At 70.9% G+C, this 22,826-nt stretch carries 17 protein-coding genes; 8 read left to right on the top strand and 9 right to left on the bottom strand.

Going from position 1 to position 22,826, the window contains the following annotated elements:
• Positions 1-67 precede the first annotated feature (67 nt).
• Complete coding sequence (locus tag C8E99_RS00650) at positions 68-1,693, top strand: dolichyl-phosphate-mannose--protein mannosyltransferase (RefSeq protein ID WP_115930652.1); 1,626 nt, start codon at positions 68-70, stop codon at positions 1,691-1,693.
• A 24-nt stretch (positions 1,694-1,717) separates the two neighbouring features.
• Positions 1,718-3,532, top strand: a complete 1,815-nt coding sequence (locus C8E99_RS00645) for an AMP-dependent synthetase/ligase (RefSeq protein ID WP_115933102.1) — start codon at positions 1,718-1,720, stop codon at positions 3,530-3,532.
• An 89-nt stretch (positions 3,533-3,621) separates the two neighbouring features.
• Here the strand turns inward: C8E99_RS00645 and C8E99_RS00640 are convergent, their stop codons facing one another.
• Together C8E99_RS00640 and C8E99_RS00635 are read right to left on the bottom strand one after the other, a co-directional pair.
• A complete protein-coding gene (locus C8E99_RS00640; RefSeq protein ID WP_245952006.1) occupies positions 3,622-5,049 on the bottom strand; it encodes a TIGR01906 family membrane protein in 1,428 nt (475 codons plus the stop codon).
• A gap of 111 nt (positions 5,050-5,160) precedes the next feature.
• Positions 5,161-6,153: a stage II sporulation protein M gene (locus C8E99_RS00635; protein ID WP_115930651.1), complete on the bottom strand. Its 993-nt coding sequence runs from the start codon at positions 6,151-6,153 to the stop codon at positions 5,161-5,163.
• 94 nt (positions 6,154-6,247) lie between these two features.
• Here C8E99_RS00635 and C8E99_RS00630 point away from each other — a divergent pair, with 94 nt between their 5' ends.
• On the top strand, positions 6,248-7,051 hold the full coding sequence (locus C8E99_RS00630) for an RDD family protein (protein WP_115930650.1): 804 nt from the start codon (positions 6,248-6,250) through the stop codon (positions 7,049-7,051).
• 115 nt (positions 7,052-7,166) lie between these two features.
• On the opposite strand, the gene ahcY is transcribed toward C8E99_RS00630, so the two are convergent.
• Both ahcY and C8E99_RS00620 read right to left on the bottom strand, forming a co-directional pair.
• A complete protein-coding gene (gene ahcY / locus C8E99_RS00625) occupies positions 7,167-8,720 on the bottom strand; it encodes an adenosylhomocysteinase (protein ID WP_115930649.1) in 1,554 nt (517 codons plus the stop codon).
• A 93-nt stretch (positions 8,721-8,813) separates the two neighbouring features.
• Positions 8,814-9,245 carry a DUF3499 domain-containing protein gene (locus tag C8E99_RS00620; protein WP_211309074.1) on the bottom strand — a complete coding sequence of 144 codons (432 nt, stop codon included), beginning with the start codon at positions 9,243-9,245 and terminating at the stop codon, positions 8,814-8,816.
• 196 nt (positions 9,246-9,441) lie between these two features.
• Between C8E99_RS00620 and C8E99_RS00615 the strand changes: the two genes are divergently transcribed.
• Positions 9,442-9,984, top strand: coding sequence for a metallopeptidase family protein (locus C8E99_RS00615; RefSeq protein WP_147301144.1), 543 nt, complete (start codon positions 9,442-9,444; stop codon positions 9,982-9,984).
• 64 nt (positions 9,985-10,048) lie between these two features.
• On the opposite strand, the gene C8E99_RS00610 is transcribed toward C8E99_RS00615, so the two are convergent.
• The 3 genes from C8E99_RS00610 to C8E99_RS16120 form a co-directional block, all read right to left on the bottom strand.
• Entirely contained in the window at positions 10,049-11,887 is a 1,839-nt protein-coding gene (locus C8E99_RS00610) for a DUF5719 family protein (RefSeq protein ID WP_115930646.1), read from the bottom strand.
• Positions 11,884-15,420 (bottom strand): glycosyltransferase, encoded by a 3,537-nt coding sequence (locus C8E99_RS00605; protein ID WP_115930645.1) that lies wholly within the window; start codon positions 15,418-15,420, stop codon positions 11,884-11,886. The genes C8E99_RS00610 and C8E99_RS00605 overlap by 4 nt, the downstream gene beginning before the upstream one ends.
• A gap of 71 nt (positions 15,421-15,491) precedes the next feature.
• A complete protein-coding gene (locus C8E99_RS16120) occupies positions 15,492-16,124 on the bottom strand; it encodes a WhiB family transcriptional regulator (RefSeq protein WP_115930644.1) in 633 nt (210 codons plus the stop codon).
• Positions 16,125-16,464: 340 nt separating this feature from the next.
• On the opposite strand from C8E99_RS16120, the gene C8E99_RS00595 reads away from it, so the two are divergent.
• Positions 16,465-17,337, top strand: a complete 873-nt coding sequence (locus C8E99_RS00595) for a TIGR03089 family protein (protein WP_147301143.1) — start codon at positions 16,465-16,467, stop codon at positions 17,335-17,337.
• Positions 17,338-17,352: 15 nt separating this feature from the next.
• Here C8E99_RS00595 and C8E99_RS00590 read toward each other — a convergent pair whose 3' ends face one another.
• Positions 17,353-17,991: a GtrA family protein gene (locus C8E99_RS00590; RefSeq protein WP_115930642.1), complete on the bottom strand. Its 639-nt coding sequence runs from the start codon at positions 17,989-17,991 to the stop codon at positions 17,353-17,355.
• Between the two features lie 156 nt (positions 17,992-18,147).
• Here C8E99_RS00590 and C8E99_RS00585 point away from each other — a divergent pair, with 156 nt between their 5' ends.
• From C8E99_RS00585 to C8E99_RS00575, 3 genes are read left to right on the top strand one after another with little or no spacing between them, the layout of a single operon-like run.
• Positions 18,148-19,365, top strand: a complete 1,218-nt coding sequence (locus C8E99_RS00585; protein ID WP_115930641.1) for a 5-(carboxyamino)imidazole ribonucleotide synthase — start codon at positions 18,148-18,150, stop codon at positions 19,363-19,365.
• The gene (gene purE / locus C8E99_RS00580) at positions 19,362-19,934 is read left to right on the top strand and encodes a 5-(carboxyamino)imidazole ribonucleotide mutase (RefSeq protein ID WP_115930640.1); all 573 of its coding nucleotides are present in this window, start codon (positions 19,362-19,364) and stop codon (positions 19,932-19,934) included. Before C8E99_RS00585 ends, purE begins: the two co-directional genes overlap by 4 nt.
• Positions 19,934-21,568, top strand: coding sequence for an LCP family protein (locus C8E99_RS00575; protein WP_115930639.1), 1,635 nt, complete (start codon positions 19,934-19,936; stop codon positions 21,566-21,568). The genes purE and C8E99_RS00575 overlap by 1 nt, the downstream gene beginning before the upstream one ends.
• Here the strand turns inward: C8E99_RS00575 and lhgO are convergent.
• Positions 21,565-22,791 (bottom strand): L-2-hydroxyglutarate oxidase, encoded by a 1,227-nt coding sequence (lhgO, locus tag C8E99_RS00570; RefSeq protein ID WP_115930638.1) that lies wholly within the window; start codon positions 22,789-22,791, stop codon positions 21,565-21,567. The genes C8E99_RS00575 and lhgO overlap by 4 nt on opposite strands.
• Between the last annotated feature and the right edge of the window lie 35 nt (positions 22,792-22,826).

Genomic DNA, 22,826 nt, shown 5'->3' with positions numbered 1-22,826 from the left:
GGCTCCCGCCTGCACGTACGATGGCAGGGTGCTTCAGTCCACCCCCACAGCGCAGTCGGTGCAGCCGATGCAGCCGGCACATCCAGCGCCCGCCACATCCACACGCCGGTGGTTGAGCACCCCCGCAGTCGCCTACACGGACGCCGCCCTGCGGCTTCGGTTGCTCGGCGAGCGCTTCCACCCGGGCCACTGGGGCTGGATCGTCCCGCTGGCCGTCACCGTCCTGGCCGGCGTCCTGCGCTTGATCCGGCTGGACCACCCGCACCAGCTGATCTTTGACGAGACCTACTACGTCAAGGACGCTTTCACCCTGCTGCAGTCCGGCGTGGAGATGAACTGGCCGGAGGACCACAACGAGCAGTTCGCGGCCGGAAACCCGCAACCGGAGAACACTCCCGAGTACGTGGTGCACCCCCCGCTGGGCAAGTGGCTGATCGCCCTCGGCATGGCGGTGTTCGGTGCTGACAACGGCACCGGTTGGCGTTTCTCCGCAGCCGTGGCCGGCACACTGTCCGTGTTGCTCACCGCCCTGATCGCCCAACGGCTCTTCCGGTCGGTCTTCCTCGGCGGCATCGCCGGCCTGCTGCTGGCCGTGGAGGGACACCACCTCGTGATGTCCCGCACCGGTCTGCTGGACATCTTCCTCTCGTTCTTCGTCCTGGCCGCCTTCGGAGCGCTGCTGCTGGACCGCGCGGACGGGAGGCGCCGTCTGGCCGATCGACTGGCAGCCGCGGCGGCACGCCATGGTGGGGCGCCGCCGTCGTCCCTGCTGAGGTATGGGCCGTGGCTGGGATGGCGCCCGTGGCGGCTGGTGGCCGGGGCCCTCCTGGGTGCGGCCTGCGGGGTGAAGCTCTCCGGGCTGGCTTTCATGGCGGTCTTCGGGCTGATGACCGTGCTGTGGGACATGAATGCCCGGCGTGTGGCCGGCATCCGGCACTGGGTCCGCGCCGGCGTCACGCATGACGGGCTCTACGCCTTCGTCGCCGTCGTCGGCGTGGGCGCCCTGACCTACCTGGCCACCTGGACCGGCTGGCTGGTGACCGGCAACGGCTACAACCGGCAATGGCACGCCACCCATCCCCCGCAGTCCTGGTGGGAGCACCTCGTTCCCGGCCCGCTGCGCTCGCTGGGCGACTACCACCGGCAGTCCACCCAGTTCCACGGGGACCTGTCCTCCGGCCACGACTACGCCTCGAACCCGTGGACGTGGCCATTCATGGGCCGGCCCACCTCCTTCTACTACGAGGGTTACGACGACGGCGCGAACGGCTGCCCGGTGGACACCTGTTCCGCTGCCATCACCGATCTGGCGAACCCCCTCATCTGGTGGGCGGGAACCCTGGCCGTGCTGGTCCTGGTGTTCCTGTGGCTGGGCCGCCGCGACTGGCGGGCCGGAGCCTTCCTCGGGGTCTACGCCGCCGGTCAGCTCGTCTGGTTCCTCTGGCCGGAGCGGACCATGTTCTTCTTCTACACGATCGCCTACACGCCCTTCCTCGTCCTCGCGCTCACCCTGTGCCTCGGGGCCCTGATGCACTTCGGCGGCCCCGCCAACCGCCGCCGGAACACGGTGCTGGTCCTGGCGTTCGTGGCGGTGGCCGTGGCAGCCAGCGCGTTCTTCATGCCGGTCTGGACCGGCGAGATGATTCCCTATGACCAGTGGCGGCTGCGGATGTGGATGAGCAGCTGGATCTGATGCCGCGCTAGCATGAGGCGCATGATGCAGGAAGCCCAGACGGACCAGGTCGCCGACCTCCCCGCCGAGACCAACGTGACGGACCGGTTCCTGGCGGTGGCGGCCGAACGACCCCATGCCCCCGCCTACGCCGTGCGCAATGGGGCCGGGGGCTGGCTGGACGTCTCCTACGCCTCCTTCCTGGACCAGGTGCGGTCCGCCGCCAAGGGCTTGATCGCCCTCGGCGTGGAACCCCAGTCCATGGTGGGCATCATGGCGCCCACGTCCTACGAGTGGGCCGTGATCGACCAGGCCATCTGGTTCGCCGGTGCCGTTTCCGTGCCCGTCTACGAGACGTCCTCGCCGATGCAGGTGGAGCACATCCTCGAGGACTCCGGCGCCCGGCTGGTCTTCACGGCCGCCGCGAGGCACCGCACCGCGGTGGAGCGTGCCGCCGAGCAGGGTGGTTTCGAGGTCTCCGTGGTCCCGCTGGACGCCACCGGGCTGGCCGAGCTGGAGCGTGCGGGCCGAGACGTGACGGACGAGGCGCTCGAGGCGGCCCGGTCCGCGAACTGCCTGGCCGACGTCGCCTCCCTCGTCTACACCTCCGGCACCACCGGCAAGCCCAAGGGTGCCCGGATCACGCATGCGAACTTCGCAGTGGGTGCCGCCAACATCCTGCCCTTCGCCCAGGGGATCGTGGGCGGCAGCGAGCAGCGCACCCTGATGTTCCTGCCGCTGGCGCACGTGCTGGCGCATGCCGTGCAGTACATCTGCCTGGTCGGCGGGATCCAGATCGCCCATGCCTCGGACCTGAAGACGCTGACCGCGGATCTCTCCTCCTTCCACCCCACGTGGCTGCTGGCCGTGCCCCGCGTGTTCGAGAAGCTCGACGCCGGCGCTGCCGCCGCCGCGCACGAGGGCGGCACCGCGAAGATCTTCGCGGCCGCCCGCGCCACCGCGATCGAGTACTCCGAGGCCCAGGACGCGCAGGCCCGGGGTGAGGGCAACGGACCCGGCGCCCTGCTGCGAGCCCGGCACGCGCTGTTCGACCGACTGGTCTACCCGAAGATCCGCCGGATCCTCGGCGGTACGGCGAAGTACACCGTCTCCGGGGCCAGCGCCCTGAACCCGGAGCTGGCCCACTTCTTCCGCGGCGCCGGACTGGGGATGCAGGAGGGGTACGGCCTGACCGAGACCACCGCCCCCGCCACCCTCAACATCCCGGGCCACACGCGCATCGGCTCCGTGGGACTGCCGGTGCCGGGGACCACCGTCCGCATCGCCGCGGACCAGGAGATCCTGGTCCGCGGCAACATCGTGTTCGACGGGTATCACGGTCAGCCCGAAGCGTCCGCCGCAGCGCTGGACGAGGACGGCTTCTTCCGCACCGGGGACATCGGCCGCCTGGACGCGGACGGGTACCTCTATGTCACCGGCCGCAAGAAGGAGATCATCGTGACCGCGGGCGGCAAGAACGTCTACCCGACGCCTCTCGAGGAGACCATCCGTTCCGCCGGTGTGGTCTCCCAGGTGGTCGTGGTGGGCGATGGCCGTCCCTTCGTGGGCGCACTCGTCACCCTCGACCCGGACGGACTGGCCCAGTGGGCCAAGGCCCAGGGCCTCGGGCCCCTCTCCCTGGCCGAGGCCAGCACCCACGAGGGCTTGCGGGCCGAGGTGCAGACGGCCGTGGACCTGGCCAACGAGGCGGTCTCCCAGGCCGAGTCCATCCGGAAGTTCACCATCCTGGACACCGAGCTGACCGAGGAGTCCGGTCACCTCACCCCGTCCCTGAAGCTGCAGCGCAACGTGGTCATCACCGACTACGCGGGTGCCATCGAGGAGTTGTACCGGGCGTAGTCCCTCGCCTCCACCCCCTCCATCACGAGAGCGGTAACTGTCGAGACTCTCCGGTGGAGTCGACAGTTACCGCTCTCGTGTTCTCGGGGTCAGGCTTCCTGGGCGTCGTACCAGTCGTTGCGGCGCTGGATCAGGTCCATCTGCGCCAGGCGGGACTCGTGCCGGCGGCGGCGGGTGGGCCAGGTGCAGATCAGGGTCACGATGAGCGTCACCAGCACCAGGGCGGCGATGCCGATCCCGGCGTCCATCCAGAACTGGTTCGGGTAGAGCCGGATCAGGGCGTCCGTGGCCTGGAAGGTCCAGGTGCCGTCCGCGAAGAACAGGCTGTGGAAGGTCGCGAAGAACTGCTCCCAGCCGAGCACGGCCAGTACAGCCAGGGCGATCAGGACCACGAGCATCCAGAGGGATCCGGCGAACAGCGAGCGGCGGATGCCGCCCTTGGCTGTGCGGGCCAGCACGATCATGAAGATGATGCACAGCAGGCCCAGGACGGCCCCGACGGCCATGCTGATGAGCATGACGAGCTTGACGTCCGCCATGTGGGAGACCTCGGTGTCCGTGAAGAGCTGGTTGCCCTGGTGTGTCAGGTCGGACAGGTACCGGGGTGGTGCGGCGTTGAAGAGGAAGTCCATGCCGGCGGAGCCGTAGGTCAGCCGGTCCTCGGTGGTGAAGCCCAGCTCGTCGGCCGGGAAGCCGGGACGGTGGTACTCGATCCACAGGAAGAGCGGAGAGGCCACGGCGCGGACGGCGGCGATCAGCACGACGATCGGGAAGAAGATCGCCAACAGCACCTGCAGTACCTTGGGCCCGGTCGAAGGGCCTTCCAGCGCCTCGTCCCGGGCCGCGGCACGCGCCTCGGCACCACGCAGGTCCCGACGCCGGTCCTCAGCGTCCGCTGCGTGTGCACCGCTGGAGAAGCCCCGGTAGTCGTCCTGGGCAGTCTGCGGGGCCGTGACGGGGGTTCCCGCAGCCACTCCTGCGCCGGCAACTCCTGCGCCGAAGGCGGTCGAGCCAGCGGCGCCGTCGTCCCACAGGGTGCCCGTTCCGGAGCGGCCAGACTCGGGATCAGGCTCCGGCGTCGCGGTGGCGGTCACGGTCTCCGGCGGGAGTTCACCGCGCTCGCCCCGCGCGCGGGCGGCCGGGCGGTCCTGCGCCGCGGCATCGCCGGCGGCCCAAGCGTCCAGCTCAGCTCGGTCGATGGACTGTGTCGACTGGGTTCCAGGATCCGCACGGTGTTCGGCCCGGTCGATGGACTCGGTCGGCTGGGTGCCCGGATCGGCGCGGTGTGAGCCGCCGTCACCGGAGTCCAGGGCGTCCGAGGTCACCGGTGCGGTGGCGGGGTCCGCCTCAGCGGTCGGATCAGAGGTGTTCCCCTCCTCGTCCTCCATGAACGCGGCGTAGTCCAGACCGCTCTCGAACTCGGGCGTATCCGTGTGCTCCGCTGTACGCCCGTCCCTCTCCCCGTTCATGCCGGAGGAGGCGTTCGTGCCGTCCTGTGACCTGTCCTTGCCAGCCATCGTCCTGCCTTCTGTTCGCGCGTGATGAGACCTTTCCTTCAGAGACTAGTGCCGCTACGGCCCGTGGCGGTTTCGGCCACGCCCGCGCGCCCTCGGCGCGCTCAGGCGGGCTCAGGCAGTGAGCTGGCGGGCGCCGGCGTCGTGCGCCTCAAGGTCTCCCGTAGCCCCCGCGGCGACGGCCCGGCGGCCGAGGATCAGCGTGTAGGCCCAATAGCCGGCCAGCACGAGCATGCCGATGCCCAGTCGCAGCCAATGCGGCAACCCGGACGGGGTGACGAAGCCTTCCACCACACCGGACACGGCCAGCACGAGGACCAGCCCGGCAGCCACCGTGAACAGCGAGCGGCCCTCCGAGGCCAGGGAGTCGAGCCGGGTCCGCTGTCCCGGGGCCACCCAGGCCCAGAAGATCCGCAGCCCCGCGGCACCGGCGATGAAGATCGCCGTGAGCTCCATGAACCCGTGCGGGAGGATGTACAGGAAGAAGGTGTCCAGCTCGCCGTGGGCCGCCATGACCCCGCCGGAGATCCCGACGCCCTGCGCATTGGCGAAGAGCACGTAGGGCACGAAGTAGCCGGTGATCCCGAAGGCCACCTCCTGCGCGGCGATCCAGGCGTTGTTGGTCCACACCTGCCCGGCGAAGGACGCGGCCGGGTTCTCGGAGTAGTAGCCGGTGAACTGCTCCTCGGCGTACTCGCGCATCTGCTCCTCGGTGCCCAGGGAGGCGAGCACCTCGGGTTCGCCGTTCACCCAGAATCCGAACCAGACCGCCACGAGGCAGAAGGCCGTCCCGAGGAGCACCGTGAGCCAGCGGATCCGGTAGAACGCGGCGGGCAGCTGTTCGAGGAAGAAGCGGGAGAAGCCGGCGGAGGCGTTGGAGGGCGCTCCCGTGATCCGGTTGCGGGCCCGGGCCAGCACCATGGACAGCCCGGCGGCCTGGGGCCCGTCCGGGTCATGGGCCTGCACCACGGACAGGTGGGTGGAGGACCGGCCGTAGAGCTCGAGCAGCTCGTCGGCCTGCCCGGCGTCGAGGCGGCGGGTGCGCGCCAACGAGTCCAACCGCTCCCACGTGGGGCGATGTACTGAGGCGTAGGCGTCCAGATCCACGACTTCAGGCTACCGGCCGCTACGCTGGGCGGGGCACACGACGGGCCGCATGACCCGTCCGGCACAACTGCGGGACCGTATCAGGGGGTAGTTCATGAGCACGACGGTGGTCACCGGCGAGGCGGTGGTGCTGCAATTGCGGCCCGCGTCCTTCGTGGTCCGGGCCGCCGGCGCCCTCATCGACGCCATCACTCTCGTGCTGGTCTTCCTCGCGGTGGTCTGGGTCCTGGCGGAGACGATCCTGGAGGAACTGGACCCGGCTGCGGCCCAGGCCACGGTGCTGGCCCTCGTCGTCGGCATGCTCGTGGGCGTCCCGCTGGCCGTCGAGACCCTCAGCCGGGGACGTTCACTGGGCAAGCTCGTCTTCGGCACCCGCGTGGTGCGGGACGACGGCGGCTCCATCCGCCTGCGGCACAGCCTGGTCCGCGTCCTGGTCGGGATCATGGAGCTGTGGATGACGTTCGGCTCCGTGGCCCTCATCGCGTCCATGCTGAACGAACGCGGCAAGCGCCTGGCGGACATGGTCGCCGGCAGCCAGGTGGTCGTCGAACGCCAGCGCGCCGTCCCTCCGCCCCTGCCCGGCGTTCCCGAGTCGATGCGGCCGTGGGCCGAGGTGGCCGACGTCGGCCGCCTCCCGGACGCCCTGGTCGCCTCCGTGACGCAGTTCCTGCGCAATGCCCGTTCGGTCCCGCCCACAGTCCGCCAGCAGACCGCGGGCCGCCTGGCGGCGAAGGTGGCGCCGTTCGTCTCCCCCGGCCCGCCCGCCGGTGCACCGGTAGAGGACTTCCTACTGGCCGTGGTGGCCGAGCGGCGCAACCGCGACTTCCGGCTGCTGAGCCGCCAGCAGGAGAGAGCGGACGCCGCCGCCGAACGCCTGCACTCCCTGCCATTCTCCTGACCGTCCCCACTCTTCCCACCACCCCTGCTTTCAGTCGAGTTGGGGTGGGTGTCGCGCCAAGACACCCACCCCAAGTCGACTGAAAACGGGGGGACGAGGAAGGATCAGTAGCGGTTCAGTAGCGGTAGTGGTCCGCCTTGTACGGTCCGGCCACGTCCACACCGAGGTACTCGGCCTGACTCTTGCTCAGCTCGGTCAGGTGGGCGCCGAGGGCGTCCAGGTGGAGGCGGGCGACCTTCTCGTCCAGGACCTTCGGCAGCACGTACACCTGCTTCTCGTACTCCAGGCCGGTGATGGACCCGTGGCGGGCGAAGAGCTCCATCTGGGCCATCACCTGGTTGGTGAAGGATGCACTCATCACGAAGGACGGGTGGCCGGTGGCGTTGCCCAGGTTCAGCAGGCGCCCCTCGGACAGCACGATGATCGAGCGCTCGTCCGCGGTGCCGGAGTCGAACGTCCACTCGTGGACCTGCGGCTTGATCTCGGTCTTGGTGATGCCGGGGGTCCTGGCCAGGCCGGCCATGTCCAGCTCGTTGTCGAAGTGGCCGACGTTGCCGACGATCGCCTTGTCCTTCATCCGGGCCATGTCCTCGGCCATGATGATGTCCTTGCCGCCCGTGGTGGTGATGAAGATGTCACCGGAATCGATCACCTCGTCCAGGCGCACCACCTGGAACCCGTCCATGGCTGCCTGCAGGGCGTTGATCGGGTCCACCTCGGTGACGACCACGCGGGCCCCCTGGCCGCGGAAGGCCTCGGCGGCGCCCTTGCCGACGTCACCGTAGCCGCAGACGACCGCCGTCTTGCCGCCGATCAGCACGTCCGTGCCGCGCATGATGCCGTCCGGCAGTGAATGGCGGATGCCGTACTTGTTGTCGAACTTCGACTTGGTGACCGCGTCGTTCACGTTGATGGCCGGGAACATCAGCTGACCCGTCTCGGCCAGCTGGTAGAGGCGGAGCACGCCGGTGGTGGTCTCCTCGGTGGCCCCGCGGATGCCCTGGGCGATCCGCGTGAAGCGCTGGCCGTCCGTGGCCAGGGACGCCCGCAGGGTCTCCAGGACGACCTGGTACTCCTCGGGATCGTCCGCCGTGGGACTCGGCACGGCACCGGCGGCCTCGAACTCCACGCCCTTGTGCAGCAGCATCGTGGCGTCCCCGCCATCGTCGAGGATCATGTTCGGGCCCAGCTCCGGGTCCTGGTCAGCCCCGGGCCAGAGGAGGATCTGAGAGGCGGTCCACCAGTAATCGGAGAGGGTCTCGTTCTTCCAGGCGAAGACCGGGACGCCCTGGGGCTCGTCCGGAGTTCCGGCGCCGACCACGATCGCAGCGGCCGCCTCGTCCTGGGTGGAGAAGATGTTGCAGGACGCCCAACGGACCTCGGCGCCGAGGGCAGTGAGGGTTTCGATCAGCACGCCGGTCTGCACCGTCATGTGCAGGGAGCCGGCGATCCGGGCACCCTTGAGGGGCTGGGCCTCGCCGAACTCGCGGCGCAGGGACATCAGCCCCGGCATCTCGTGCTCGGCCAGGCGGATCTGGTGGCGGCCGGCCTCGGCCAGGGAGAGGTCCCGGACGGCGAAATCGAAGGCGGCCCCGGGGACGGTGACGCGGTTGGCGTAACCCGGGTCGGTGGCAGGGCTTGGAGCGCTGTCGGCAGGGTTCTCAGTCATGGACCCAGCCTAAGGCAGACCACGGCCCCACCAGCGCGGAGGTTTCCCCGGATGGCGCTGTTCTCCAGCTCGCCGGACTCGCCGGAAGGGAGATCAGGAGTCGCGCAGCAGGCGCAGGGTGGGCCGTCCGGGGCGTGCGGGGGCGTCTCCGTTGACGGAAGCGGTCGTCTCCGGGCGGGGGCCGGCGTCGGGCGAGGTGCCTCGGCGCCCCACCAGGGGCGCCGAGGAGGAGCCTGAACGGGCCGGCTCACTGCGGACCGACGGCTCACGCACTGCGTGGGCTAGGGCCAACAGGTCGTCCGGCTCCTCCGGAACCGGGCGTTCGGCACCCTCCGGCAGCTGGATGCGCAGCAGCTCCCAGCCCTTCGGCGCGGTCATGCTGCGGGAGTGCTTCTCGCACAGGTCATAGGTGTGGGGTTCGGCCAACCGGGACATGGGGCCCAGGACCACAGTGGAATCGGCATAGTTGTACGTCAGCGTTGCCAGAGCCGCAGATTGGCAGCTGGTCTTGGAGCACTGTCGCATCGATCCCACGGCAGACCACCCTACCGCGCTGGGTCCCGGAAGCCATGCACTGCCCCGCCGGGACGCGTGTCCGGCGGCATTCCAATCCTCGCTCGATGGCGTCCGGCCGTAGAACCTCCATGTCCGACGCCGGCCTCCCCGCACCCGGTACCGGCGCCCGGTACCGGCGCGCCCCTACGGGGTCTAGCATCGAGTCATGACTTCCTTTGAACCCGTTGCCGTGGAACACGGCGGGGCACGGGGCATGGGGCAGGATTCGGGTGAAGCCCGCACACCCCGCACGTCAGGATCCTCCTCAGGAACAGTGTCCCGCTCCCCCCGCCGGGACCGCCGAGGACGCGGCCTGCGCGGACCGCTGATGCCGCCGGGACTGCCCGGCGCCCGCAGCCGCAACGAGGCCTTCTCCGACCACCTGGCCGCTGCGGTGTCCCGGCTGGCCGAGGTCTGCGGCCCTGCCGTGGAACAGGCACGCTTCCGCATGACGATGGTCCCCGAGGACCTGGAGAACCGCCTGGAGCTGGTGCGGGCGTGGGGTGCGGAACTGGTGGACGATCCCACCGGCTCCACGCGCCGCGATGCCCAGGGCACGGCCGTCATCACCATCCACCGGCGCCCACTCGAGGCCCGGTGCCCGGCTCCGTCCCTGTTGCCCGATCTCGTCTACGGGGCGGTCGTGGAACAGTGGGCCGAACTGACTGGCCTGACGCCCGAGGCCGTGGACCCGGACTTCCACTGGTAGACGGCCTCCACAGCCGGTTCCCAGCGCGGGCCGAGGCCAGCCCGGCCCGTGACCGGTGGCCGGCTCAGTACCCCACGCGCACCGGGACGCCGGAGACCTGCTGTTGCTGCGGCACCACCGGGTACGCGGAGATCCCCTGCGCGCCGCGCACGTCCACGGCGGCGTGCAACTGACCCTCCACGGTCTCCAGCAGGGCCCCCGCGGGGACGGCACCCTCACCGCCCGCCAGGTCCGCGAAGGAGAGCGCCCGGGTGGACTCCGGGCCGAGCTCCTGCACCCGGGACTCCCCCAGACTGCCGTCCGCTGAGACGGGGGTGATCTCCACGGCCCCGCCCTCAGCCGAATACAGCACCAGGTTCGCGGTGGTGTTCTCGGGCCGGGCCACCAGCCGTTCCAGGCCCAGCGAGTCCACGGCGGACACGCTGGAGAAGTCGACCGGCTCGCCGGCCTGGCCGGACAGGCCACGGGCGCTGGCCGCCACGGGGGCATCAGCGCTCACGGTGACGGTGTAGACGCCATGGTCCAGCCCGTCCAGGGGGAAGCGCACGGTGGACCCGGCGCCGATGTCCACCAGGCCACCCTCCGGCAGTTCCACGGTGCCGTCCGGGCCGCTCACGGTGATCTCGGCGGTGGCCGCGCTGGTCGGCGCCGCGATCGAGAGGGCCGGGCCGGCCTGCTCGTAGCCGTCCTGGCCAACGATCTCCTCGGTGACCGCCCTGTTCGGCACCACGAGCCCGGGCATGACCGCACTCTGGGAGGGGTTCGAGGTCGGCTGGATGATCTCCACGCCGCCCGGCGTGATGCCGAAGAGCCGGTGCTGCTGGGCCGTGGCACCGACAGCGCCGCCCTGGGCACGGACCTGGACGGCCAGGTGTTCCTCGTCCGGGGCCATGCCGCCCAGCACGATGGAGCGGGTCTGTCCGGGTGCCAGGACGAGGCCGGCGGTGCCCGGTGCCTCGACCGGCCCGTCGGCCCCGTAGAGGGTCAGGTCCACGGTGCTCGCTGACGCCGAGGGGTTCGAGAGCACCAGGATCGAGGTCGAGCCCACCGTGGTGGTCATGCCGGTGACCCACTGTTCGTGGGCCGGAGCGAGGCAGGAGCTGGCATCGGTGCCGGCGAGGTCGCCGTCCGTTGCGGAGTACAAGGACACGACGTCCGAGGGCATCGCCTGCCCGCCGATCGGCTCGACTGTGACGGCCGTGGCCTCGCCCGCTTCACCACCCGGGGACTGAAGGTGGTCCACGCCGGACTCGCGGACCGGGACACCATCCGCTCCTGCCGTGGCCGGGTCCCCCTGCTGGACCTCTTCAGGCTGGGACTCGGTCAGGTCCACCGGTTCGGCGCCCCCACCGGAGTCACCGTTCTCGGCCGATTCCAGGGTGCTGATCGAGCTGCCGGGGAACCGACCGGCCAGATCGGAGAGCAGCACCGAGGTGACCCGGGAGACGGCGGAGGTGGAGACGGGACTGAACTGCGTGTCCGTCCCCTCCTCGGCGCCGGCGGGCAGCCGCGGCGGGCCGGCGCAGACCGACCGGACCGGCACGGCATTCAGCGCGGCGGGCGCGGCACGGCCGTCCACCTCCGGCGTGGCGGGCGGGACGAGCGTCCCGGCGGTGACCGCGGCGGCCACCAGGACCACGACGCCGGCCCCGGCCAGGCCCGCGGTCATGGGAACCCTGCGCACGACGCCCCGTTGGTGCGCCTCGAGGGCGGCCTGACGCTTGAGGTCACGCGCCGCTGCGGCCCGTTGGCCCTTGAGCTGCCCCCGCGAGACGGGCGGGTCCTGCAGCGAGTCCTGGCTCGGCGTCCCGGACGCGTCCGGGGCGGAGTCCTGACTTGGCGTCCCCGACGCGTCCGGGGTGCCGGAGGCATCCGGCTGCGGATTGTGCTCCTGGCCGCTCATCGTTGCTCCGTCCCCACGTGGTCATCAACGGTGTCATCAACGGTGTCTTCGCCGGTGCCGACGTCGACTCCGTCATCGAGGCCGGTGCCGCCGGCCCGCGGCCGGACGTCCGTGCGCCGGGTGGGCGAGGGGATGGCCAACAGGGCGGCGAGCACGAGCAGGAGCCCGGGGATCCACCAGGCCCAGGCCGCAGCCGGGGAGGAGTGCCAGACCCGGAGCTGACCACCGTCAGCGGGCAATTCGAAAGCTTGGGCCCAACCGGTGCCCTCATCGGTGTGGGCGTCGAGCGGCTCACCATCGAGGGTGGCGTGCCAGCCGGAGTCGGCCCGTTCGGCCAGGACCAGCTGGCGCTCCCCGCCCTGCTCCGCGTCCTCGGCGGCCGGGATGGGGGTATCCACGGTGGTGCCGGGCCGGGACACCAGGTGGGTGGTCTCGCCGGCGCCGTCGAGGATCCGGGCGCGGGCCGTCGAGAAGCCCATCCGGTCCTCGAGGTCGTGGGTTCCGGCCACGGGGATGCCGCCGGCCTCTTCGGGCAGCACGCGCCATAGCCAGCCGGAATCGGTGAGGCCGACCGGGGCCAGGCCCGGGACGGCGTCGATGGAGGCGGCGGTGCCGAGCTCTCCCCCGTCCGGGTCCCGCAGCACCACGAAGGCTGCTCCGAAGTCCTCGAGGGCGGGCCGCGGGTCCGCGTTGGCCCCGGAGACCAGCTGGGCGCCCAGGCTGCGCAACTGTTCGTCGGCACGGTCCGGGGCGGCCGCCGTCGGGCGGGACAAGGTGCCGGTCAGGGAGCGGGCGGTCCACCCGGCACTGAGCCGGTCCAGGGCGAGGCCGGCACCGCTGGCGAGGCTGACCTGCAGTTCGTCGGCACGGCGTTCCAGGACCACGGTCCGGGTCGCCAGCGCACTGGCGCCTTGGTCAGCTGCCGTGGCCGGAAGCAGCCGGACCGGGCTGGACTCGATGACGCTGCCGGTACCCAGTGTGGACAGCATGGCCTCAGCCTCGCCGTCCGCGGTGCGCGAGGCCAGGGCCTCGCCGGCAGCGGGGTCCAGGGTCGAGCCGGGGACGGTGCGCGGCACCACCCAGAGGGTCGCGGTCAGTGCCACGGAACTACCGGCCAGGACCGCCAGCACCACCACGGCGGTCCGCCGCGCCGGGCCGATTCCGGCGCGCAGCCCCAGACGCGACGCTCCGGGGACCCTGCGCGGGCCCAGGACGCCATTGAACCCGGCGACGGCGGCGATCAGGACGCCCAACAGCGCGGTGGAGGTGAAGGGGCCGGTGAACACCGTGACCAGGTCACCATTGGCGTCCACCGAGGTGGGGATCAGGGGCGCGACGGCGGCACCGGCCAGTCCCAGCACCGTGGCGCCCAGGCCGATGCGGGCCTGCGTGCCGATCCTCCCGGTCATGAAGGCGCCCACAACGGCGGCTGCCAGGACGGGAAGGCCGATGACGAGCGCCGCGACCAGGGCCCAGGGGTACCCGGCCCCGCCCGGCACGGCCGTGTCCAGCCACGGCAGGGCCAACAGGCCGGAGTCCGCGGCGAAGGCCTCCGGGAAGCCCAGGATCTGCTGCCATAGCGGAGCCGGATCGTAGGCCTGCGGCACACCGGGATCGCCGAGGACCGCGCGCAGGTCCGTCCAATGCGTCAGGACGGTGGGGAGGAACAGGGCCAGGCCCGGCAAGGGCGTCCACCACAGGGCACGCCCGCGCTGACCCATCAGCACGGCGAGGCCCAGCACACCCACCACGAGGAACGGCAGCAGCAGGGGTGCGGCGGTCCCCAGGGCGGCGAGGAGCAGGGCGGTCCAGCCCGAGGCCGTCCAGGAGATCACTCCACGGTGGCCGGGGCGCTGCAGGACGCCCAGGGTGTCCTCGGTGACACCCTCGGGGTCGGGTCGCCGCAAGGCGGCCGACCCGGTGGCGCGGATGACGGCCAGGGCCAGCCAGGGCAGGCCGAGGTGCACCAGGAGGGCCCCGGGACGGCCCTCGCCGGCGGCGGTCAGCAGAGCCGGGGACAGCCCCCAGAGCAGGGCCGCCAACAGGCGCACTCCCCGGCCGCGGGCCACGGCGCCGGCGGCCGTCCAGGCGCCGATGGCCGCCAGGGGCATGGCCAGGATGGTCAGCCACACCATCGCCAGGGACCCCTGGCCGGTGACGCCGAGGACCGTCAGCGCCAGCCCGAAGGGGCCGGGCTGGACGGGGGCACCGACTCCGGCAGGTGCCCAACTGCCGGTGGCGTGGTGCCAGAGCTCGGCGGCCGAGCCGGTCAGCGGCAGCAGCGAACCACCGGTCAGGGCCGGGGCGGCCAGCAGGTCTCGCAGACCCACCAGGGAGAGGCCGCCGAGCAGCAGCAGGGCCAGGACCAGGCCGGTGCCCACCCAGTTGCGTGCCGGGGTGGCCAAGGCCGCGAAGTCATCGTGACCGCCGGTCGCCTCACTGGCAATCATCGTGGATCCGGTGCCGTCGCCGATGATCTCCTCCGGCGATTCGAGGTCCAGGACGCTGCGCCGGTAGGTGCGCACCTCGGCGCCGGAGGCCTTGAGCAGGGCCACGATCGACCGGGGCGCCCGCCGGGTCTTGCGGGCTTGGCGTCGGGCAGCGGCCAGGGGCACGATCCGCACGAGGGTCCGCACGGTGCCGGCCAGATGGGAGGCACCGCGGCCGGGCTCCTTGGCCAGCAGAGAGGCGGCGAATCCGCCCAGCCCCGTGATCAGGCCCCAGATCCACAGCAGCGGCACCGCCCACGGCCGAGCGTGCTTGAGACGCAGCCACAGGGAGGCCTCGCGGAGCGCCGAGGTACCGGCGTCCAGGCCCTCACCGCGGCCATCGTGGCCGATGACCGCCTCGGGGACCACGACCACGCGGTGCCCGGCCAGCCGGTTGCGCCAGCACAGGTCCACGACGGCCGCCGTGGGCGGCCCGGAGGGATCGAACCCGCCCAACTCGGTCCAGACGTCCTGGCGGATGAGCATGCCGGGGGCGGAAACCGCGAAGGTATCCGTGCGAGCGTTGTACTGGCCCTGGTCCAGTTCGCCGGGCTCGACGAGGCTGATGGGCTCGGCGGCGGCGGTGACGGTCAGCCCCACGTCCAGCAGGTGCCGGGGACGGCCCAGCTCGATCTGCTTGCAGCCGGCGATGGTCACGGAGGGGGAGGTCTCCACGACCGTCATCAACCGCTGGAGCGCGTCCGGGGCGGGACGCGAATCGTCGTGGATCCACCACAGCCAGCCTGCGTCCTCCGTGCCGCCGGTGACGTCTGGATCGGCGCTGCCGTCGAACGAGCGCAATGAGTCGAACGAGGCGAAGGAGGCAAACGGGAGGCCGGCGTCGTCCACGAGGCCGGCCAGGTGCTGTCGCAGTTCGCCGGCTGTGCCGGCACCGGTGCCGGCCTGGTTCTCGGCGGTCTCGGTGTTGGTTCGATTCTCGACCGCTCCGGTGAAGACGGCAACGATGCGGTCCGGGTGCCGGTCCTGATCGAGCAGTGCCTGGACGGCGTCAGCGGTCAGGTCGGGCCGCCGGTCGACAACCACGACGGCGGTGACGTGCTGGGCCGCGGGGCCGCCGGTGACGGCGGACGCAGGCAGGGTGGCCGGAGCTGAAATCAGACTGACCGTTTCCGCAGGCGGCGCCGCTCACGCTCGGACAGACCGCCCCAGATGCCGAAGCGCTCGTCGTTTCCGAGGGCGTACTCGAGGCATTCACTACGAACGGTGCAGGCGGAGCAGACCTTCTTGGCGTCGCGGGTGGACCCGCCCTTCTCGGGGAAGAAGGCCTCGGGGTCCGTCTGGGCGCACAGGGCGTCGACCTGCCAGGCGAGCTCGCCGTCCACGTCGAGGGGATCGGCCAGTCCGGGCAGTCCCAGCCAGACGGAGGGCTGTGCCGTGCTGGTGGAGTCCGCGCCGGGAGTCTCGCCGGGGACCTCCAGTGGGGTGACCGTGCCGGGGTGCAGGGCGGTGACGGTGGCGGTGACATCGATATCGGAAGCGGCCGGGGAATCGGTTTCGACGTCGTCGACGTCGTGATCCGCCAGGAAAGCGGTGGCCTGGTCCTCGAGGGATCCCAGGGAGGTGCCGGTCTCGAGGCGGCGGGCCGCATCCGGGTCGGCCGGGTCGAGGAACCAGTCGGCGGGTACGCTGCGGCCCGGGTAGGGGCCGTCGGTCAAGGGTTGGCCGGACAGTCCGGTCTGGTTGGCTTTGGATTCGTGGATCTCGTCGAGGCGCTGGGCGTTCTCCATGTGATTCCTCCCCGTTCTCACGCTGATCATCCCGTCACCGGAGGTTCCGGTGTCTGCGGATCGGGCAGGGCTCCTGACACGCCTTCCGACCACGTCCCCCGCGGCGCCGGGCTCGCCCGGACCGATTCCGTCTGTACCGACGGCAGCGGGGAACCAGTGGTGGGCGGTGGGAAGCGCCGTGGTCACCATGACCGTTCCAAACTGAATTACACCCGTGTAACTCACTGTTCGTCAAGCGGAGGCGGCACAATGTGAGGCGGGGAACGGCCCCGGACCTACCGACACGCCGCCGCGCCGATGCGCGGATGTGGGCGTGTTGCCCCACGGTGAAAGGACATCCATGGTCAACCTCGGAATAAATCTACCCGGTGGAACAGCAGGAGGCGCAAACGGTCCGTCCGGCCGGCGTCTGACCTGGTTCGAGACGATCGCGGCCTCTCCCCGTCCGGCCGTGGTGGACCACGCCGCCGACGGCGACCGCGTCGAGCTCTCCGGCCGGGTCCTGGCCAACTGGGCCGCCAAGACCGCCAACCTGCTGGACGTCGAGGGCCACGGCCCCGGCTCCACGATCCTGGTGGACCTGCCCCTGGGATGGAAGTCGCTGGCCCTGCTGCTGGGCGCCGCGCGCGCTGGCGTGCAGGTGCGATTCGCCTCCGACTCCTCGTCCACCCCGGCGGAATCCGGTGCGGTGGACCTGGTGGTGTCCGGGACGCCCGGGGCCTGGTCGGATCATCCCGCCGACCTCTGGGCGGTGTCCCCCGGGACCCTGAAGTCATCAGGGGCGTCGGAGCTCTCTGAGGCTTCGGAGGCGCTGGAGGCGCTGGAGGCGCTGCCCTCACCGGACGCGGAACTGCCCTCTCACGCCCTGGACTATGCCGACGAGGTGCAGATGCAGGCGGACCAGTGCCACCTCCCGCTGCCGGGGACTAGCCTGCCGTCGCTCGTCGAGGCATGGGAGGACCTGCCGTCCCCGCAGTCCACGGAGCACCCCACAGACGACGCCGGCGCGCCCCTGTCGCGGTGGTCCCACCGCGAGCGGGGGCTGGTGGTGGCGGCCACGGGCGGGCGGCTGGACCGCGGGACCGCGCGCGCCGTCGTCGGGACCTGGGACCGGGGATTCCCGGTGGTGCTGGTGCCGGAACGGGACACGGACCTCAGCGGGGCCTCGGCCCGCATCGTGGAGGCCGAGCGGCTGGGCAACCTTCACCGGTGACTGCCCGGTGAGTGGCTATCGAGGTTCGGCGGGCGTGCGTGCCGAAGGCGCGGACGGACCCTGCAGCGCCGTGCGGGCCGGCGGCGCCACGGGGCCGGACGCCGACGAGGTGGCCCCCCTGCGGTGCCGGCGCGGGGTGTCGGCGGTGCGGATGACCGGCAGCTCTCCCGTGAGCCGTTCGCGATCGTCCTTGAACTTGGGGTCTGCGTCCAGTTCCTCGGTGAACACCCAGAACCGGTAGGCGAAGAAGCGGAAGATGGTGCCCAGGACCAGCCCGACCACGCTTCCGGCAATGAAGATGCCGGCGGTCGAGGTGACGCCCAGACCGTACTGCGCCACGAACACGCAACCGGCCTGGATGCCCATGCCGATGACATTCATCACGGCGAACAACACGAACTCGCGCATGAGGTTGTTCTGCCGGCGGTGGCGGAAGGTCCAGAGGCGGTTGGCCACATAGGAGAAGATCGTGGCGACCACGCTGGCCACGATCTTGGACTTGACGTTGCTGCCCTCCATCGGGCCGTTCATGAGCCACAGGAAGATCGCCGAGTCCACCACGAAGGCGGCCGCACCGACCGCCCCGAACTTGGCGACCTCGCGCCAGAGCATGGCGACCAGGGCCACGAAACGTTGCCACAGGTTGCTGATCATGGGGGTGGGTGGACTCCTTGTTGCGTGCAGAATACGGCCGAGAACCGGCAAATGTCTTTGCATACCCTAGACCGGATTTCTCCCCGTTTCCTGACAACTGGAGGCCGGCGGGCGGTTCTGCCGGACTGGGACGGATCCGCTGGTTACCCTAGGTCCGTGAGTTTTCCTGTGATCGGAGTAGTGGGCGGCGGCCAGTTGGCGCGCATGATGGCCCCGGCAGCAACAGCCCTGGGCGTGCGGCTGAGAGTCCTGGCCGAGGGCCCGGACGTCTCGGCCACCACGGCAGCCCCCTCCACGGTGGGCGACTACCAGGACCTCGAGGCGCTGAAGGCCTTCGTGGCCGAGGTGGACGTGGTGACGTTCGACCATGAGCACGTGCCCCCAGCGCACCTGCGGGCGCTGGAGGCGGCCGGCGTGAACCTGCAGCCCGGGCCGGAGGCCCTGCAGTACGCCCAGGACAAGCTGCTCATGCGCCAGGCCTGTGACCGTCTCGGACTGGCGAACCCGGCGTGGGCCGCCGTGTCCTCCGTGGCCGAGCTGCTCGACTTCGGCGACCGGACCGGCTGGCCCGTGGTCCTCAAGACCCCGCGCGGCGGCTACGACGGCAAGGGCGTGCGGGTCCTGCGCTCGGCCGAGGCCGCCGAGTCCTGCGGCGACTGGTTCGAGCTGGGCTTCGAGGCACTGCTGGTCGAGGAAATGGTGGACTTCTCCCGCGAGCTCTCCGCCCAGGTGGCCCGCAGCCCCTCGGGGGCAACCGCCTCCTACCCGGTGGTCGAGTCGATCCAGACAGACGGCGTGTGTGACGTGGTCACCGCCCCGGCACCGGGTCTGGACCCTCAAACGGCCCACGCGGCCGAGGAGGCCGCCGTGACCCTGGCCAAGGGACTCGGCGTGACCGGCATGCTCGCCGTGGAACTGTTCGAGACCCCCGGCGTCGGCCCCGGTTTCATGGTCAACGAACTGGCCATGCGCCCCCACAACTCGGGCCACTGGTCCATGGACGGCGCCGTCACCGGCCAGTTCGAACAGCACGTCCGCGCGGTGCTCGACCTCCCGCTGGGGTCCACGGCCCCCCTCGGTGCCTACACCGTGATGAAGAACTACCTCGGTGGAGCCAACGAGGATCTCTACGCGGCGTTCCCCAGCGCCATGACGGCCTTCCCCGAGGCCAAGATCCACGCCTACGGCAAGTCCGTGCGTCCCGGCCGCAAGATCGGTCACGTCAATGTCACCGCGGCCACCCCCGAGGACCTGGCCTCAGCCCGCGCGGCAGCCGAGGGCGCCGCCGCGATCATCAGCGAGGGACCGCAGGCCGGTCCAGGCACCGGCGCACAGGCCGGATCGCGGGCCGCCGATCAGCAGGAGCAGTCATGACCCCCAGCGAAGCACCCACGACCACCGCGCAGGCGGGTGTGGCCCCCGCCCGGGTGGCCGTGATCATGGGCTCCGACTCCGACTGGCCCGTGATGGAGGCCGCCGCAGCGGCCCTGGAGGAATTCGGGATTGCCTACGAGGCCGGCGTCGTATCCGCCCACCGCATGCCGCACGAGATGGTGGCTTTCGGCACCGAGGCACACGAACGCGGGATCCGGGTGATCATCGCCGGCGCAGGTGGCGCCGCCCACCTGCCGGGCATGATCGCCTCCACCACTCCCCTGCCGGTGATCGGCGTGCCTGTGCCCCTCAAGACGCTCGACGGCATGGACTCCCTGCTGTCCATCGTGCAGATGCCCGCCGGTGTCCCGGTGGCCACCGTGTCCATCGGCGGCGCCCGCAACGCCGGGTTGCTGGCCGTGCGGATCCTTGCGGCGGGAACCGACCCGGAGGCGGCAGAGCTGCGCGAGAAGCTGGTGGAGTTCGCCGCCGATTTGCGGAACACGGCCAGCGCCAAGGGTGAATGGTTGCAGGAGTCGTTGGCCGGCCGGCCCGGATACCGCCCGTGATGGCAGGCCAGATTCCCCAGAGAAACCCGTCCCTCCTGCACGGCCCGCAAGGAACGGGCGAAGCAGGGCCCGACCCGGTCCGCGACCCGCAGAGCGCCGCAGCCCCCCAACGCACCAAGCGGGCCTGGATCCTGCTGCTGCTCACCCTGTTCGTCCCCGGCGGCGCCCAGGTGGTGGCCGGGAATCGCGCCCTCGGCCGCGCCGCGCTGCGGGTGACCCTGACGGTCTGGTTCCTGGTCGTCGTCGCGCTCGTGCTGCTGGTGGTCAATCGGGACCTGCTGGTCCAGGCCTTCGCCAACACCTGGGTCCAGCTGGCCGCGGTCGTGGTCCTGGCGGCCCTGGCCATCGGATGGGTGGTGCTCTGGATCGACACCTTCCGGCTGCTGCGGCTCAGGCTGGTGGCCCCCGGGATGAAGCCTCTGCTGGCCTTCTCCACGGTGCTGCTGCTCGTGGCCACGTCCGGCGTGCTCGGCTACGGCTCCTTCGCCGTGAACGCCGGGCGCAACGCCCTGAATGAGATCTTCCCGCCCGGCCCCGCCATCGAGCCGGTGGCCGGCCGCTACAACTTCCTGCTCATGGGTGGCGACGCCGGTGAGGGCCGGGTCGGTCTGCGGCCGGACTCCATCCATGTGGCCTCCGTGAATGCCGAGACCGGCAGCACGATCCTGTTCTCCATCCCCCGCAACTTCCAGAACGCCCCGTTCTCCGAGGACTCCCCCCTGTGGGGCGCCTACCCGGAGGGCTTCGCCTGCGGCGACGAGTGCATCATCAACGCCCTGTACACGGACGTCATGGAGAACCACCAGGATCTCTATCCCGGTGCGGAGGATCCCGGCGCGGAGGCCATGATGGATGCCGCCGGCGGCATCCTCGGACTGGACATCCAGGCCTACGCGATGGTGGACATGGGCGGGTTCTCCCAGCTCATCGACTCCATGGGCGGAGTGACGGTCACGTCCGGCGGTTGGACGACCTACCGCGGGTCCCGCCCGGACGGGGAATGGGGCAACGCGTGGTGGGGACCCGGGACCTATGACTTCAATGGCGAAGAGGCCCTCGCCTTCGCCCGCTCCCGACACTTCTCCACGGATTACTCCCGCATCCGCCGCCAGCAGTGCATCCAGTCCGCCATGCTGGCCCAGTTCAATCCCCAGACCCTGGTGACCCGGTTCCAGGGCATCCTGGACGCCGGCGAGCAGATCGTGGAGACCGACCTGCCGGGGCAGCAGCTGGGCACGTTCGTCTCCTTGGCCACGAAGGGACAGTCCCAGGGCATGGGGCGGCTGACCATCGGTCCCCCGGACTTCGAGGGTGCGGACGGCCGGTTCACCACCTACCCGGACTTCGACGAGATCCACACCCGGGTGGACGGCATGCTCGCCGAGGATGGCACCCCGAACGCCGCCGGCACGTCCCCGGCCCCGCTGCTGTTCGTGGACGCCACGGCCTCCCTGGTTGCCTCCGCCTCACAGGAGGCCGGCGCCAGCGACGACCCCGCTGACTGGCCGGCGCCGCCGACCCAGCCGGACGGATCCGAGATCACGCACGAGTATCTGCAGCACCTCGAGGACACGGGCCAGACCGGCCTGCTGGAGGACGCCGCCTCCACCAACCACCTCTGCGCGGCGGGTTAGTCCAGCTGCCCGCTAGCCCGAGAGGCGAGCCGATGCTTCGCGGCCATCTCGGAGACGATGTGTTCGGCGATGGCCAAGGAGGAGGTGGCCCCCGGGGACGGTGCGTTGCGCAGGAGCGTGGCGCGTCCGATGTCCTCGATGACGAAGTCGTCCATGAGGTGTCCGTTGGCATCCATCGACTGGGCGCGGATGCCACGGGTGATGGGCGTGGACTCCGCCCCGTCCAGGGAGGGCACGTAGCGCGCGGCTCCGGCCAGGAACTTCTGGCGGGAGACCACGGCACCGAACTCCTGGACGGCCGCCGACATGTTCCGGGTGGCGAACTTCCAGAACCCCGGGTTGGCCGCCACGTCCAGGCTGTCCTTGATGCCGATGCGCCGCCCCGAGTAGTTCTCACGGCCGAAGGAGAGGAAGGCGTTGGGGCCCACGAGCATCTCCCCGTCCACGCGCTTGGTCAGGTGGACGCCGAGGAAGGGGTAGGCCGGGTCCGGCACCGGGTAGACGAGTCCGTTGAGCACGGTGCGGTACTCCGGTGCCAGCTTCGAGTACTGGCCGAAGAACGGCACGATCTTCGGGTAGGCGTCTCCCCCGGCCATCCGGGCGATGCGGTCTGATTGGAGTCCGGCGCAGGCGATGACGAAGTCGAAGGACTCGGTGCCCGCCGGGGTGCTGATGCTGCATCCGTCCGCGGTGTTGGTGATCCCGGTGACCTCGGCGCCGAGGCGAACGGTCCCGCCGGCCGACCGGACGTCGTTGATCAGGGCCCGGGTCACCGCCGCGTAGTCGATGATCGCCGTCTGCGGGGAGTGCAGTGCGAGGCGCCCGGTGGCGTTGGGCTCGATCTCGAGGATCCGTTCCGGGCCGACCAATTCGACGCCCGGCACGCCGTTGGCGATGGCCTTCTCGTGGATGGTCCGCAAGCGGTCCTCCTCGACCTGTTCCAGTGCCACGACCAGCTTGCCGCACTCCTCATAGGGCACACCGCGGTCCAGGGCGTAGTCCCGCAGCAGGTTGACCCCACGGCGGCATAACCGGGCCTTCAGGCTGCCCGGCTGGTAGTAGAGGCCGGCGTGGACCACACCGGAGTTGTGGCCGGTCTGGTGGGAGGCCACGCTGTCCGCTTTGTCATACACGGTGACGTGGTCGTCGGGGAAGCGTTGGGTCAGCTCCCGGGCGACCGCGGCACCGATGATTCCGGCACCGATGACGGCGAATGAGGTCATGACTGGACCGTCGCTTTCTGTGGGTTGGCATACTG

Origin of the sequence: Citricoccus muralis (assembly GCF_003386075.1) — a bacterium.
Taxonomy (GTDB): Bacteria; Actinomycetota; Actinomycetes; order Actinomycetales; family Micrococcaceae; genus Citricoccus; species Citricoccus muralis.
This window is presented reverse-complemented; position numbering and strand designations above follow the sequence as displayed.